Below are 13,956 nucleotides of genomic sequence, written 5' to 3' on the forward strand. Positions count from 1 at the left end.
CGCTCACGGGCGGTCAGGCCCTCACTTGAAAAGAACTCGGCCCGTAGCATCGTGAAAATCGCGGGCGCGGTCGTAGGTCTCATTTAGTCCCGCGAGCCAGTTGGGTTTGTTATCACAAGCCGCTCGGAGGGTGTTGTCACCCACCGTATCGGGAACGGAATAAACCGGCGCACCCCGTGCCGAACTCTGCCCGATCACATTGCCGAGGTTGTCATAAGTCGCGCTGGTGAGGACCGTCATCGAAGATTGACGACAATCGAACTCGGCCAAAAACAACTGAAACTTCGTCGTGCCGGAATTTATAACCCATGCGCGAGCAATATCGCCCGTGCGAGTGCGCCTACTGAAGTCGATCCCGGCTGCGAAATCGTCGCCAATGCTGACGAAACGCCAGTCTCCCGCAGACGCTGCCGACGAAATCATCGCCAGCGCAAAAGCCATAACCCACTTTTTCATTAGTCCCTCCGAACGGCGTTTCAATGCCACCGGCTGGGGCGACCAATCAACCCATGATCGAATTCCACGACCTCGCCGATGTCTCGGGCGAACAGATTCACGACTGGCTCGACGCCATCGCGAACAACCTTCGGCCCGCCGACTATGACGAGATCAAAGCGACCAATCCGCTCCTGACCATCGGCGATCCAGACCCTCTTCTGGTCCTCACCATGTCTGTCATGAACAGCTTGGACGCTTGGGTCATCACCGACGAAGGCGAGGCCATCGCCGTCTACGGCGTGGGTCCGTCCGACGAAGCCGGTTCAGGCATTGTGTGGATGCTCGGGACGCCCGGCATGGAGAGGCCCAGAGCCAAGATCGCCATCGGTCGCGAGACCTATGCCGTCATCAAACGCTGGCACGGGCGTTGGCCGCGTCTCTTCAACCACGTCGATGCTCGCAACAGCATGAGCATTTTCTGGCTCTTTCGGGCCGGGTTCGAGATCGAGGAAGTCGATCTGACCCATGGCCGCGAGAGCCGCCCATTCTACCTCATCAGCAGCATTCAGGAGGGACCAATCCATCTGTGATCCCGTGACTATCATGACGACCATCGCCGTCGTTGGGGCCGCGACCGAGACCATCGGTCAAATGCAGTCCGCCAAGGCGCAGCAGAAGGCTATCGACGCCCAGCTTGCCACCACCCAGCAGGAAATCCGGGTCGCCCAGACAGCCGAACTGAACGAGCGTCAGCGCGTCGCTCGCAAGGAGCAGGCCCGCATCAAGGTCGCCGCCGGTGAAGCCGGTCTAAATATCGGTGGAAGCGTCGAAGCTCTCCTGAAGGACAGCCTCATGCAGAACCAACTTTCCGCCGAACGCACAAACCTCAACGCAGAGTCCCAGCAGCGCGCAGCCGCCGCAGAAGCCAACTCCATGTCCAGCCGCATCCAGTCGCCGACCATCCTCGGCGCGGGTCTCCGCATCGCTACGGCGGGCGCCCAAGGATACTACGGCGGCAAGAGCATCCAGCTTCAGCAGAGCGCAGCAGCCAAGGGGCCGAAATGATCCATGGCCGACCTTTCCAGACAATCCCAGCGTCGCACGACGCAAGACCGCATCACCAACAACCGCGATGCGATCCTCCCCACCCGCCGCGAAGATCGGGTTGACCCGGTTCGCGTCAACGCCTCGATGCGCGACGCACAGCGGGGCAACAATCTCGACGAACTTCGCCGGTTCTTCGGTCAGGCCCAAGACACGGCCGAAGCCTACTTCCGAAACGACATCGCCCAGACGGCGAAGCGAGCGGAAGGCGAATACGCACAGGGCATGACCGACGCCTTGGGCGGCGTCGAAATGGACCCGGCCAAGGCCGAGGCCACCGCCTATCAGCGCGCCTACTACAGCGTGACGGCCTCGAACCGACAGACAAAGTTCGAGACGGAGACGACCCAAGGTCTGGACGATCTGATCCAGAGCGGGGCGACCGTCGAAGAGATCGAAACCTACATGCAGGAGCGATCCTCGGCCTTCGTCGGCGAGGTCTCCGATCTGTTCGAAAGCCCCGAAGTCCGCCTCCAAGTCGGACAGCGGATGCAGCGTTGGTCGAATGACGTGAACGCTCGCGCCTCCGGCGTCCTGCAAGAGCGCACCGACCGCGAAATGCTGAATATGACCACGGGGGAAGTGCAAGCCGCACTCGGCCGGGGTGAAGGCATCGACCTACTCGGGACAGTCGGGCGGCTCAAAGAGGCTGGCCTTGATGGCGTCGCCGTGCAGGAGGAAATCGTCAACGCGGTCGTGGCCTACGCCACCCAGACCGGCGATCTGACCGGCCTTTACTCGCTGCTCGACACGCGCCGCCCGGAGGATGTCGCGGCCGAGATCGAAGCGGCCCGCGCCGACGCGAACAATGCGGTGATCGAAGGCAGTCCGTTGCCGTCCGTCACGGCCGAACCCACACCCGCACCGGCTGCTCCCGCCGCCCCGGCATCGACCTACATCATGCCTCTGGAAGGCCGTGTCACGTCGGGCTTGGGCGCCCGACGCGCACCCCTTCGCGGGGCTTCTACCGATCACGGCGGCATCGACATCGCGGTTCCCATCGGGACGCCGGTCGTCGCACCGGCGGATGGCGTAGTTGAGTTCGCTGGCCCGCGCGGTCGTGGCGGCAACACCGTCCTGATCCGTCACGCAGACGGACGTGTCACCGGCTACGCCCACCTCGACAGCATCAACGTCAAAGCGGGTGATCGCGTCTCGCAAGGGGCGACCTTCGCTGCATCCGGCAACACCGGAAACTCGACCGGCCCGCACCTTCACTTCTCGGCCCGCGACGCACAGGGGCGACGCATCGACCCCCGCTCCATCGTCGGACAGCCCGCACAGAACGCGACGCCTGATCCCTCGGCCCCGGCCGTGGAAATGGCGGATGCAGAGACCCCGGCTCAACGCCGCGCTCGCGCACCCGGCGCGTCGGTCCTGACCTCGGCCCAGCAAATCCGCGTCCTAAATGCGATTGAGGGCGTCGAGGCCGACACCGAACGTCGCACCGAAAAGGCGCGTGTCGAGGCCAAGGACGATCTGACCATCGACCTCTACAACCGCTCGCTTCGCGGCGAGAACGTGGACGAGGCGATCCAGACCGCAGCGGCCAACGGCGTTCTTGAACCCGGCGAAGCCATGACCATGCGCGGCGCCTTCCGCAGCCTTCGCAACGATGTCGCGGACGGTGAGGCCGACGAGGATTTGACCCTTCGCTACGCCAGCCGCTTCGCGGTTGCCGAACCCAACTACGCCAGCATCGGCGCCCAAGCTGACCGCGACTACAACGCGGGACGTTTTGGCACCGGCCGTAATGCGACCCGCGCCTATCTGGCGGTCAAGGAACGTGTGGCGGCTGGCTCGCGTCAGTCCGCCAGCATTCCGCCGGAGGAACGTCGCACCGCGACGGTCGCCCGATCCTATGTCGGTTCGGCCCTCGGCGAACTGGTTGGCGAAGCCCCACCACCTGATCGCCGCCGTCTCGGCGCGGACGCCCTGATCGAATGGGAACGCCGTGTCGCCGGAGGCAAAGCCCCGATGGCGGCGGCCGACGAGATCATTGCCGAATACACACCCCGATTCACACGACGCTCGACGGCTACGGCCGATGGCAACACCCGCGCCCCCGGCGCGACCCGCGCTCCCGGCTCCACCCAGACCGCCCGCGCGGGCGGAGTCACGCGCGTCGATAGGAATGGAAACATCATCCAAGGAGACTAATGGCATCCACCCGTTTCACCGGCCCTGACGGGCACGTTTTCGAATTCGAGGACGGCACCCCCGAACACGTCCGTCGCGCCTTCATTCAACGCCACTACGGCACGTCCGCAGAACAGACCAACAGCCGCCGCTCGGCGGCTGTTTCCCTCTCGGCGCCCAAGGATAAGCGCAGTCTCGGCGAACGCCTCGGCGACGTGTTCTCCAACACCGTAAACACCGGCTTCATCGCCGAAGGCTGGCGAGCGGGTCTGGATGACACCGCCGACTACATCGAGGCCGCCCAGCGCGGCGATCACAAAGCGGCGTTGAAGGTCAACGACCGCTTCACGCTCAACCCGATCCGCCTCGTGTCTCGCCTTTACAACTCGGGCGGCGTCTTGACCGACATGACCCAAAACACTCAGGACACTCGCGAGGCCGCTGACGATTGGGTCAGCCGCGAGCGCGCCCGGCGTCAGGAGTTCGCTCAATCCTCTCGCGACGATCCGTTTTGGAAAGCTGAAGGCGGCATTGTCGGCAAGACGCTCCACGGCGGCGCCGCTCTGCTCGGCACACTCGGCGGTGCGGCTCTTGATCCCACCTCCTACGTCACCGGCGGCTCGTCCATCGGAGCCAAGATCGCGGTTCAGGCCACTCTCGCGGGCGCCGTGGACCTGATCGCCCAGACAGACGCCACGGGCCTGACGCAGGATCGCTACGACGTTCTGCAAACCGTCCTGTCGGCTGGTGCTGGCGCGGTCTTCACAGGCACCTTTGAAGGCATCGGAGTCTTGGCGAAGGGGCGTGGAAACGTCCGCGCTCGCATTGACGCCGACCTTCGCTCCGAATCTGTGAACCTATCGCAGACCTTCCGCGACGAACTGGACACGGCCGATGCGATCTCGCTTCCGGCTCTGACCCGCGATGACTGGACCTTCCGGCCGACCCAGCAGGGTCCGGTCTCGGCCCTGCCGATGCGCGTCGAGGCGCCCCGTGCCGAACGCATGGACGGGCCTCGTATGGACGGCGCCGACGCTGGCCCGGACATCAACCCGGAATGGACGAAGGGCATGTCGCCCGAACGGCTCAAGGCCGTGACCGAACACCTCGACCGCCTCAAGGCTTTCATCAAGCCGGATCAGGTCGAACGGTTCGTGCGCTGGGCTGGCAGGGAAGACGTGAACATCACGGACGACCCGTCGCCACATTGGAACCAAGAGATTTTCGACTTCGACAAGCTGGCGAATGAGCCGGAGAAGTTCGAAGAAATCGTCGGCGTCATGGCCCAGATTTTCAAGCCGCTCTATGACGCGGCCGGGGACGCAAAGCAGACTTGGAAGTCCGTTCGCGACCGTCAGGCCGCGTTCGGCGTGACCGTTTCTGACGTGGTGAAAGCACACAGCGACATCACCGGCGACAACGGCATCGCGGCCAAGATGCACGCTTTGGAGACAATTTCGATCCAGCACACCGACCACCTTGTGACCAAGATGGTCGCGCTGGAGAAATCGCTGAACGGCGGGGACATCAACTCCGGTCTGATCGGCGACGTGGCGGCTCAACTGCAAGCGACCGTGATGTTCGACGCCATGGCGGCGGGCGCCAAGTCGGAGATCGGCCGCGCCCTCAACATCATGAAGATGGCGAAGCAGCGGACCCGCATCCTCAACGACATTCAAGGTCAGATGGACCTTATGGCTGACGCGCTCGGCACGGGCGATCTGGACCCGAAATCACTGGCCGAAGCCCTTAAGAAACTGCGCGAAGCCTACGGCTCGGGCGGCGAACGCGCCCTCAAAGACGAACTCCGCAAGGGCCGTCACATGGGGTTCGGCGACTACCTGTCTTACTACATCGTGGCTGGCTATCTGACGACGCCCGCGACCGCTGTCCGCAACGCAGTCGGCTCCGTCCTTCACGCGAGCATGACAGTCGGCGAACGCTACATCGCGGCGGGCATCACCAGCCCGCTCCGTCGTGGCCTCGGGGGGAAACGCACCTCGGCCGAAGGCGTGACCTTCCGCGAAGCCAACGCCTACCTCTTCGGCATCCACCAGTCTTTCGTCGATGCGACGAAGGCCGGGTTCAAAGCTTTCGTCCACGCCGCCCCCCAGACGGACATCGAAACGAGCGTCGGTCGCTATGCCATGGCCCAGCCGTTCGAGTTCAACGCCGAGCGGGCGGCAAAATGGAAGAAGGGCGGCCTCATGGTCATCCCCGACATGGCGATGACCGGGCTGTTCGGAACCCTTCGCACCCTTGGCATTCGACCGTCCCTCGGGATGGACGAGTTCACCAAGGTCATGACGCGCCGGATGCAGATCAACGCACTGGCCGCTCGCGAAGCGTCCTATCGTTCGGCCCGACTGCGCGGCAAGGAAGCGGATCGCGTCTATGCCAAGACCCTCGACGCCGTGACGCAGCGGCCGACCGCAGAAGCTTTCGTGCGGGCGAAGAACGAGTTCGAGGCGGTCGGCGCAGAATATGACCCGGCCAAATCCTACGCTGGCGACACTCGCCTTGAGGAAGCCGCCGACATTCTGGCGTCTGTCGATCTGCACGAAATGGCGAACGACTATGCGCGGCTGATGGCCTTCCAAAAGACCGGCCCGGCCGTCGAGGCTTTCGAGAAAGCGATGAAATACATCCCAATCGTGAAGGCACTCTACGTCCCGTTCCTCCGCACTCCGCTCAATCTGGTCCGCGCCGGTATGGTGGACCGCAACCCGGCTCTGGCATGGATCACGAAAGAGAACCGGGCGGCGTTCAAGACCTACTTCGCTGCCCTTGATGGACAGGAGAAAGCCCTGTCACGCGGAGGCGCAGAAGCCGACATCGTGATGGCTCGTATGGTCAGCGGCATGGCCCTCATGGGGTCGGCCGCCATGCTGTTCGCCAACGGCGATCTCGTCGGCAAGCGCAGCCCGGCCGAAGAACAGGACGGCATCAAATCCTATTCGATCCGCCTCGGGGGCCGCTGGTATCAATACAGCACCCTGTCGCCGGTCGCGGAAATGATCGGCATTACGGCCGACCTCTATCAGACCATGCGTGACCGCGATCTCGCCGACGACCAATCGACCGCTCTGGCGGGCGGGGTCATGGGCGCGATCATGAACAACATCGTCAACAAGGCCGCACTGCAAGGCGTCGGGGATTTCTTCGACCTGCTGGACCCGTCGTTCTCCAACACGGAATCCTCTCGCGGAGAGGCGATCACAAAGGCCGCGTTCAAGAAGCTGGGCGACTCCCTTGTCCCGGCCATCGTCCGCAACACGGCACAAGCTCAAGACCCGGTAATGCGCGAGGCGTCGGAATTCCTCGACTACTTCGCGCGCAACATTCTGATGTTGTCGGACAGTCTGCCCGAACGTCGGGACTGGCTCGGCCTTCCCATCGTCCGCAAGGACAAGGACGGCGGCTTCATCGAAGCTCTGGTCCAACCGCTCCGCGTGTCGGAACGGGAGGACGACATGGTGCGTCTGGAAATCTCGGCTCTCGCCCAAAACGATCCCGACCTGCTGATGGCGACCCGCCCCGCCGCTCGCTTCAACGGCCAGAAGATCACGCCGAAAGAACATGCCCGCGTTCTGGCGATCCAAGGTCAGGAGTGGCGCGATCCGTCCACCGGCCTGAACATGCATGAAGCCTTGGCTGAACTCGTGAACAGCGAGGACTACGCCAGCTACAGCGACCCGCGTCGCGCCCAATCCATCAAGGACACCGTGTCCCGCTACCGCCGACTGGCGACGGCGGCGATCAAGCGCGGCGACTATCCCGACATGGACCAAATGCTCGACCGCACCGGCGCCGCACAGGCGCAGGACATGGGCGAGAAGAAGGGTTGGGAGCCATACCGGATTGAGAACAAGGCCCGGTCCTACGGCGTCTCGGAGGATGCTCTCGCGAACATCATGAGCTTCGGCGCCGACTAAAACACCCCAGACAATCCACCCGGATCAGCCCGGTCGCTTTCAGCGGCCGGGCCTTTCGGCGTGGCTCAACGAAAGGATCAATGAGCTACCAAACCCGCGTCATCTACAACGTCGTGGAAGGCCAGCGCGAGTTCGACCTCGCCATTCCCTACCTCGACAAGACCCACATCAAGGTCACGCTCAACGGCTCCGCGTCGTTCTTCGAATGGGTCTCCGATAGTCGCATTCGGCTGACCTACCCGGCGATCACGAACAGCATCCTCAAGATCAGCCGCGTCACGCCGATCTCGGCCGCAGCCGTCGAGTTCCAGAACGGCGCCACCCTGACGAAAGAAGAACTGAACCGCGCCGTTCAACAGCTTCTCTACCGGCTCCAAGAGCAAGACGACTTCCTGAACGACAGCCTCGACCGCGCGATGGTCAGGCTCGGGGATCACCTCGGCGTCGTCACCACGCCCGACGCGATCATGGACGAACTGCTCCGGGTCTCGGAGTTGGGCGACGATCTCCTTGACCGTTTCCGAGACGCCCTCGCCAGCATCGACCTTTCGGCCGAACGCATTCTCGAACAGGCGTTTCAGCTTACCGATCAGGCTTTCCGAACCGACACCCTCGACGGCATCGTGTCGAACACGACGGCCCGCACCAACAGCCTCGAACTTCGCGTCGATACGATCACCGATCTGGTGGACTCGCTCGTCAACTTTGAGGACGGGACAGGGATTGCCACGGTCATCCAGAACGAGGCGCAAGAGCGCGTCGCTGGCGATACCGCTCTGGCATCGACCCTCGCCCTCATCGGGGCAAGGAACGGCGCAAACAACGCCTTCGTGCTGGACCTCAACACCGTTCGGGTCTCCGGCACAGAGAGCCTTGCACAACGCCTGTCGGCGATCACCGCCAAGGCCGACGACAACGCCGCCAAGATCATCACGGAATCGACGACGAGGGCGACCGCGATCTCGGCGGAAGCTGCCAAGATCGATGTTCTCATCGCGCGGGCGAACGGCATCGATTCAAGCATCACGGCCGAGCAAATCGCACGGTCGAACGCCGATGGCGCGCTGGCTCAAACCTTGTCGCTGCTGGGCGCCAAGAACGCCAACAATACCGCCTTCCTGCTGGACCTGAACAAGGTTCTCGTCGGTCCCACGGAGTCCTTCACCCAACGCCTGAACCAGATGGTGGCGACGGCCGGGACCAACGCACAGGCCCTCGTCACGAGCGAGGCGACCACGCGGGCCAGCCAAGACCAATCTTTGTCCCAACGCATTGATAGCGTCGGGGCGAAGACTGACGACAACACTGCCGCCATCGCGACCGAAGTCACGGCCCGGACCGACGCGGTGTCAGCAGAAGCGGCGCAGCGAACGGCATTGGCGACGAAGATCGCCGGTGACATCGCGGCGGCGGTCCTGACCGAAACGAACGCTCGCGTTGCGGCCGATCAGGCGGAAGCTCAAGCTCGTCAATCGCTGGCCGTTCAGGTCGGTCAGAACTCGACGGCCATCCAAAACGAGGCCACGGCTCGGGCAACCGCAGACGGGGCCATCGCCCAACAGTTCGCCGTCCTTGGCGCCTTCCGCAACAATCAGTCCATTTTCACGCTGGACCTCAACCGGGTCGAAGTCGGGCCGGGCTGGACGCTCGGCACTCGCCTGTCTGGCATCGACACATCCATCGGAAACGTCTCGGCCTCCGTGGTCGATGAACGCACCGCACGGATCAACGGTGACAACGCGCTCTCCCAGACGCTTCAGACCGTGCAGAACACGGTCGGAGCGCACACGGCGTCGATCACCACGCTTTCGGAGGTGACGGATGGGCTGAACGCACGGTGGAGCATCGTCCTCAACTCCAACGGCCACATCACGGGGATCACAGCGAACAACAACGGTTCGTTTGGATCACTGGCTTTCGTCGCTGACGAGATGTCGTTTGTCGCCCCCGGCGGCGGATCGCCCGTCAAGATCATGTCGCTGGTCAACGGCCGGGTTCGCTTCAACTCGAACGTCGAAATCTACGGCGACCTTCTTGTCACTGGCTCGATCAATCACACGCGACTGGTCAACAACACCGTCAGCAACACCGAAGCCGCCTACAACGCGGCCACGATCACGCTCAACAACACCACGCCGACCCGTATTCACGGCGTTTGGATCGGGGTCGAAAAGGCGGACAGCCCCATCGACATCGACTTCAACGCTTATGGGACATTCACCCACAACGCGGGCGGATCGTTCGTGGCCGTCGTCCAGCTTGTCCGGTCTCGCGGGACTGAAGGCGGGACCGTCATCCAGTCCGTTCAGTTGAACGGCAGCGGCATGGCGAACGACACATGGCAGGGCGCGCTTCCAATGAAGTTCCTCGACCGTCCGGGCGAGGCTGGGAACTGGCACTACTACGTCCAAATCTACTTCAGTTCCGGCATGTCCACCCAGACCGTGACCGCCCGCTACGGCAAGGTCACGGAGATGAAGAACAACACCTCGTCGCTCGGCGGCGGCACTGGCTCGGGCGGCGGCGTCGGATCAGGTGGCGGATCATCGGGAGGCGGCGGCGGCGGTGGCGGCGGCTACGATCCCGACCCCGGCGGCGGCGGCGGCGGCGGCGGCGACCAACCCATCATTACGGCATGACCATGAGACCGGCCTTAACGGGCCGGTCCCACGGCTAAATATCACTACCCCTTCAAAATATTCAGGAGACGCATGGCCCAGACCCAAACCGCTGCGGAGCAGTATCAAACCCTCGTCACTCAAGAAGCCGGTCTGCTGACCGCGAAGGCTCGCCTTCTCGAACAACTTGAGACGACCAACGCCCAACTGACCGCGATCCGCGCGGCCCTCCAAGGCGCCCAACTCGGTTTCAACGTCGCACAGGAAGCCGTCGATAACCCGGCGCCGACCGAACCCGACGCGGCTCCCGTCGAGGAGTAAGTCTGGATGAGCGGGCTGACGATCACCACTCTCGCCCAGCAAGTCCAAGTTCTCCTTGATAAGACGAAGCAGCAGAACTCGAATCTCGCTGCTTGGCTGGGTGGGTCCGCCACGGGTGGACCCAACAATGACGGCCGCTATCCCTTCGTGGATTTGAGCGGTCACGAAATCCTCGTTCCATCGCCCGCATCGTTCAGCGACATGACCTCCGGCCCGGCGGCGCAAGCCTCCGTCGCCAAGGTCGCGGCCGAACTCGCGCGCGATCTGGCACAAGGTCACGCCGACCGTGCAGACGCCCAGCGCATCCTTTCGGAAGCGGCTCGCGGCGCGGCGGTCGATGCGAGAAACCTCGCGCAGGAACATCGCAATCACGCTGGCACTCATGAGGCCAACGCTCGCTATTGGGCGGAACTCGCTCAAGGCTCGGGTCAGTCCACATCGCAGGATCGCGAGATCGTCGAACAGCTTGCAGAGAAGGTTTCCGAAGACGCCGCGCTTGCGACGCAGAAGGCTACCGCAGCCGAAGCCTCGGCCGCGCTTGCGGCGACGTTCGATCCCAACCTGTTCGACAAGAAATCCGACACGCTGGCCGCGTCACGTCTGGACGGCATGATCGACCCGGCTCGCATCCCTGTTCTCGTCGGCCAGACGCCGGTCGTCTCGACGGGTGGGATCGCCAACCTGACCGCTGCACAGCAGAACGGTGTGAAGGCTGGGACATTGGTTGCAACGACAAATGGTCGTCGCTGGGTCTATAGCGGGTCAGGCGCGAAGAATGCCGAAGCCAGCTACATCGAGCAAGGCGACGTGACGCCGGTCTGGTCCGTCATCGCGGACAAGCCGTCCTTCTACCCCTCCAACATCACCAATGTAGCGGGTCTGCAATCGGCTCTGGATGCGAAATCGAACACGGGCCACGGCCACGGCATCGCCGATGTTACGAACCTTCAGGCGGCTCTCGACGCTCGCGCCCTGATCGGCCACGTCCATGCGTGGACGACCATTACGGATCGCCCGACGATCTTCCCGACCGACATCGCCAACGTCAGCGGCCTACAGGCTGCGCTCGACGGCAAGTCGAACACCGGCCACGCTCACGCATGGACTGCCATCACGGATCGCCCGTCGATTTTCCCCACCGACATCGCCAGTGTCAGCGGCCTTCAGGCTGCTTTGAATGCCAAGGGCAACCTTGCTGGCGGGAACACATGGACCGGCGGGCAGACACTCAATGGCGGGATCACCGTCAAGGACAGTCTGACCATGACCGGCTCTGACCCCTATTTCCGACGAGACAGCAACTCGGCGGCTTGGGTTCTGGCTGGCGGACAGGGCTGGACCGACACGGGTGCAGTCATCGTCCTGCATGGCAAGGACCACGCCACAAGGCCCGGTCATGTGCTGATCAACGGCGTCGTTGGCGCCGCGACTTCAAGCCTTCAGATCGACGGTTTCAAAGACATCATCATGAACCGTCGCCCCACCTTCGCCGGGGCTACGCCTTGGGACACGTCCAACTTCACTCCCTCAAGCAAGGTTAGCTGGACTGACACGAACATGGACGGCGGGGCCTACACGGTCGTTCGTCGAAACGGCGACGGGCGCGGCTTCTTCACGGGCCGACTTCACGCCTATTCGCAGACCGCTACAGTTGATGTCTGGAACAGCGGGATGGAAATCCAAGAAGTTCAGAACGTCGGCAATACACAATCCGGCCATGCCTATGCTCCGGCCCTGACCTTCCATTGGAAGAACGTCGCGGCCCGATCCCTCTTCATGGGTTCGGACGCTTGGCTCTACATCGGTGTCCAAGGGGACAAGGGAAACTTCGGCAACCTCGGGGTCAACCGCCTCTCGTCGGACGGCAACGAACTCTGGCTCCAAAAAGCCAAGGTCACGAAGCTGAAAATCCACGAATACGGCATCAACGCCATCGGGAACTGCGACGTGGATGGGGGTGTCTTCATCCGATCCAACGCGCCCACTATCACCCTGCAAGACAGCGATCACCGCTCGGCGATGATCCACGTCAACAGCAACCGTTTCTATGTCCTGCGTGGATCGGGCACGAATGCGACCGGCTGGGAAAGCACGGGCGGTGGCTGGCCGCTGGAAATCAACCTCGACAACAACGACGCCTATTTCGGGGGTCAAATCTACGGCGGCAACAACAGTTGGTTCAGGGTCCGTGGCTCCGGCAACGGCATCTATTGGGAGAACCACGGCGGCGGCTGGTTCATGCAGGACAGCAGTTGGATGCGCGTCTATCAGGACAAGAACATCTACACTGGCGGTCAAATGCGGGCGGTTGATTTCACCTACCCGGACGGGGGACGTGTCGCCCGAACAACCAACTCGCAGTCGGCTCCCTCGGGCGGCAACGACGGCGATGTTCACATCGTGTGGTGACGCATGAGCATCACCGTCAGATCGGGCGGAAGCTGGCGCACCGCCACAGCCGTCCACGTCAAAAACAACGGATCTTGGAAGCCCGCGAAAGAGGTCTGGGTGAAATCGGGAGGGACATGGCGCAAGGGCTGGTCGGCCCGCACCGTCACGATCTTCGTCCAATCCTCCGAACAGGTTCGGACGAATTGGGGCCAATGGAACGAGCAACAGTATGACCGGATCACCTTCGGAATTTCGGTCAATCCCTACCTCGCTCCCTCATCCTATTCGTGGGGCAACGAGGTCTCTGGGACGGCATCAACCGCCGTCTTCACCGGGCCGACCTACAACACCAACGGCTTCATGTATCAGAGCTTCGGCAACGCCTACTGCTCGGTAGTGATCGGCGGTCAGACCTACGAACTATCGCTCGATTTTCAATACACCTCCGGCGATCAAATCTAATCCTCCCCCCACAATCGAAAGGTCTAATGGACCCCACTCACAACACATCGAACTCCGACCCAGCCTTGGTGCTGATCCTCGGGGAAATCAAAGGCCAGCTTGGCACCTACATGAAGTTCATGGAGACCTTGCAGGGAAAGCACGACAACCTCGAAACCCGGACGCGCGCACTCGAAAACGCGAAGTTCTGGCTCATGGGCGTCGCCGCCGCGCTCGGCGGTCTGGCGGGCTTCCTCGTGGACCTCTTCAAGTCATGAGCAACCGCGCTTCTGAAAAGGCGATGGACCAGCTTCATGCCGTCGTCGCCCTCCTGCTATCGAACGAACTCTCCCGCGCCTCCATCCGCGCCGAAGAGAACCCAAGCGACCCCAGCAAGGCGATCTCGCCTCAACTGATCGCCCAAGCCATCAAGTTCCTCAAGGACAACGGCGTCGCAGCCTCGGCGACATCGCCGCGCCTCGACGATCTCACGGCGAAACTCGCAGACCTCGACCTCGACGACGAGGTGCTGTGGGGGATGACGCCCCAATAACCCAAGCCCCTCGCAG

Annotated in this window: 11 protein-coding genes; 10 read left to right on the top strand and 1 reads right to left on the bottom strand. The window is 62.8% G+C overall.

The annotated features are described in order from the left end of the window. Positions 1-21 precede the first annotated feature (21 nt). A complete protein-coding gene (locus E7T10_RS10760) occupies positions 22-456 on the bottom strand; it encodes a hypothetical protein (protein ID WP_137721788.1) in 435 nt (144 codons plus the stop codon). A gap of 53 nt (positions 457-509) precedes the next feature. On the opposite strand from E7T10_RS10760, the gene E7T10_RS10765 reads away from it, so the two are divergent. From E7T10_RS10765 to E7T10_RS10810, 10 genes are all read left to right on the top strand, one after another. Next, positions 510-1,028 (top strand): hypothetical protein, encoded by a 519-nt coding sequence (locus E7T10_RS10765; RefSeq protein ID WP_137721789.1) that lies wholly within the window; start codon positions 510-512, stop codon positions 1,026-1,028. Positions 1,029-1,041: 13 nt separating this feature from the next. Continuing rightward, positions 1,042-1,503: a hypothetical protein gene (locus E7T10_RS10770; RefSeq protein WP_137721790.1), complete on the top strand. Its 462-nt coding sequence runs from the start codon at positions 1,042-1,044 to the stop codon at positions 1,501-1,503. Positions 1,504-1,506: 3 nt separating this feature from the next. Continuing rightward, positions 1,507-3,702 carry a M23 family metallopeptidase gene (locus E7T10_RS10775; RefSeq protein ID WP_137721791.1) on the top strand — a complete coding sequence of 732 codons (2,196 nt, stop codon included), beginning with the start codon at positions 1,507-1,509 and terminating at the stop codon, positions 3,700-3,702. Further along, entirely contained in the window at positions 3,702-7,616 is a 3,915-nt protein-coding gene (locus tag E7T10_RS10780) for a hypothetical protein (protein ID WP_137721792.1), read from the top strand. The genes E7T10_RS10775 and E7T10_RS10780 overlap by 1 nt, the downstream gene beginning before the upstream one ends. An 80-nt stretch (positions 7,617-7,696) precedes the next feature. Beyond that, on the top strand, positions 7,697-10,255 hold the full coding sequence (locus E7T10_RS10785; RefSeq protein ID WP_137721793.1) for a phage tail fiber protein: 2,559 nt from the start codon (positions 7,697-7,699) through the stop codon (positions 10,253-10,255). Positions 10,256-10,327: 72 nt separating this feature from the next. Next, entirely contained in the window at positions 10,328-10,555 is a 228-nt protein-coding gene (locus E7T10_RS10790; protein WP_137721794.1) for a hypothetical protein, read from the top strand. A gap of 6 nt (positions 10,556-10,561) precedes the next feature. Next, positions 10,562-12,964 carry a shufflon system plasmid conjugative transfer pilus tip adhesin PilV gene (pilV, locus tag E7T10_RS10795; RefSeq protein WP_137721795.1) on the top strand — a complete coding sequence of 801 codons (2,403 nt, stop codon included), beginning with the start codon at positions 10,562-10,564 and terminating at the stop codon, positions 12,962-12,964. A 3-nt stretch (positions 12,965-12,967) separates the two neighbouring features. Then, positions 12,968-13,408, top strand: a complete 441-nt coding sequence (locus E7T10_RS10800) for a hypothetical protein (RefSeq protein WP_137721796.1) — start codon at positions 12,968-12,970, stop codon at positions 13,406-13,408. Between the two features lie 26 nt (positions 13,409-13,434). Next, positions 13,435-13,665 carry a hypothetical protein gene (locus tag E7T10_RS10805; protein ID WP_137721797.1) on the top strand — a complete coding sequence of 77 codons (231 nt, stop codon included), beginning with the start codon at positions 13,435-13,437 and terminating at the stop codon, positions 13,663-13,665. Continuing rightward, a complete protein-coding gene (locus E7T10_RS10810) occupies positions 13,662-13,940 on the top strand; it encodes a hypothetical protein (protein ID WP_137721798.1) in 279 nt (92 codons plus the stop codon). Before E7T10_RS10805 ends, E7T10_RS10810 begins: the two co-directional genes overlap by 4 nt. Positions 13,941-13,956: the final 16 nt, after the last annotated feature.

Source organism: Brevundimonas sp. SGAir0440 (genome assembly GCF_005484585.1).
GTDB lineage: Bacteria > Pseudomonadota > Alphaproteobacteria > Caulobacterales > Caulobacteraceae > Brevundimonas.

What these genes read in the sequence shown, in the direction of transcription:
- pilV (WP_137721795.1), top strand. Translation starts at nt 10,562, where the DNA reads ATGAGCGGGCTGACGATCACCACTCTCGCCCAGCAAGTCCAAGTTCTC.
- E7T10_RS10765 (WP_137721789.1), top strand. Translation starts at nt 510, where the DNA reads ATGATCGAATTCCACGACCTCGCCGATGTCTCGGGCGAACAGATTCAC.
- E7T10_RS10810 (WP_137721798.1), top strand. Translation starts at nt 13,662, where the DNA reads ATGAGCAACCGCGCTTCTGAAAAGGCGATGGACCAGCTTCATGCCGTC.
- E7T10_RS10780 (WP_137721792.1), top strand. Translation starts at nt 3,702, where the DNA reads ATGGCATCCACCCGTTTCACCGGCCCTGACGGGCACGTTTTCGAATTC.
- E7T10_RS10785 (WP_137721793.1), top strand. Translation starts at nt 7,697, where the DNA reads ATGAGCTACCAAACCCGCGTCATCTACAACGTCGTGGAAGGCCAGCGC.
- E7T10_RS10775 (WP_137721791.1), top strand. Translation starts at nt 1,507, where the DNA reads ATGGCCGACCTTTCCAGACAATCCCAGCGTCGCACGACGCAAGACCGC.
- E7T10_RS10805 (WP_137721797.1), top strand. Translation starts at nt 13,435, where the DNA reads ATGGACCCCACTCACAACACATCGAACTCCGACCCAGCCTTGGTGCTG.
- E7T10_RS10760 (WP_137721788.1), bottom strand. Translation starts at nt 456, where the DNA reads ATGAAAAAGTGGGTTATGGCTTTTGCGCTGGCGATGATTTCGTCGGCA.
- E7T10_RS10790 (WP_137721794.1), top strand. Translation starts at nt 10,328, where the DNA reads ATGGCCCAGACCCAAACCGCTGCGGAGCAGTATCAAACCCTCGTCACT.
- E7T10_RS10770 (WP_137721790.1), top strand. Translation starts at nt 1,042, where the DNA reads ATGACGACCATCGCCGTCGTTGGGGCCGCGACCGAGACCATCGGTCAA.
- E7T10_RS10800 (WP_137721796.1), top strand. Translation starts at nt 12,968, where the DNA reads ATGAGCATCACCGTCAGATCGGGCGGAAGCTGGCGCACCGCCACAGCC.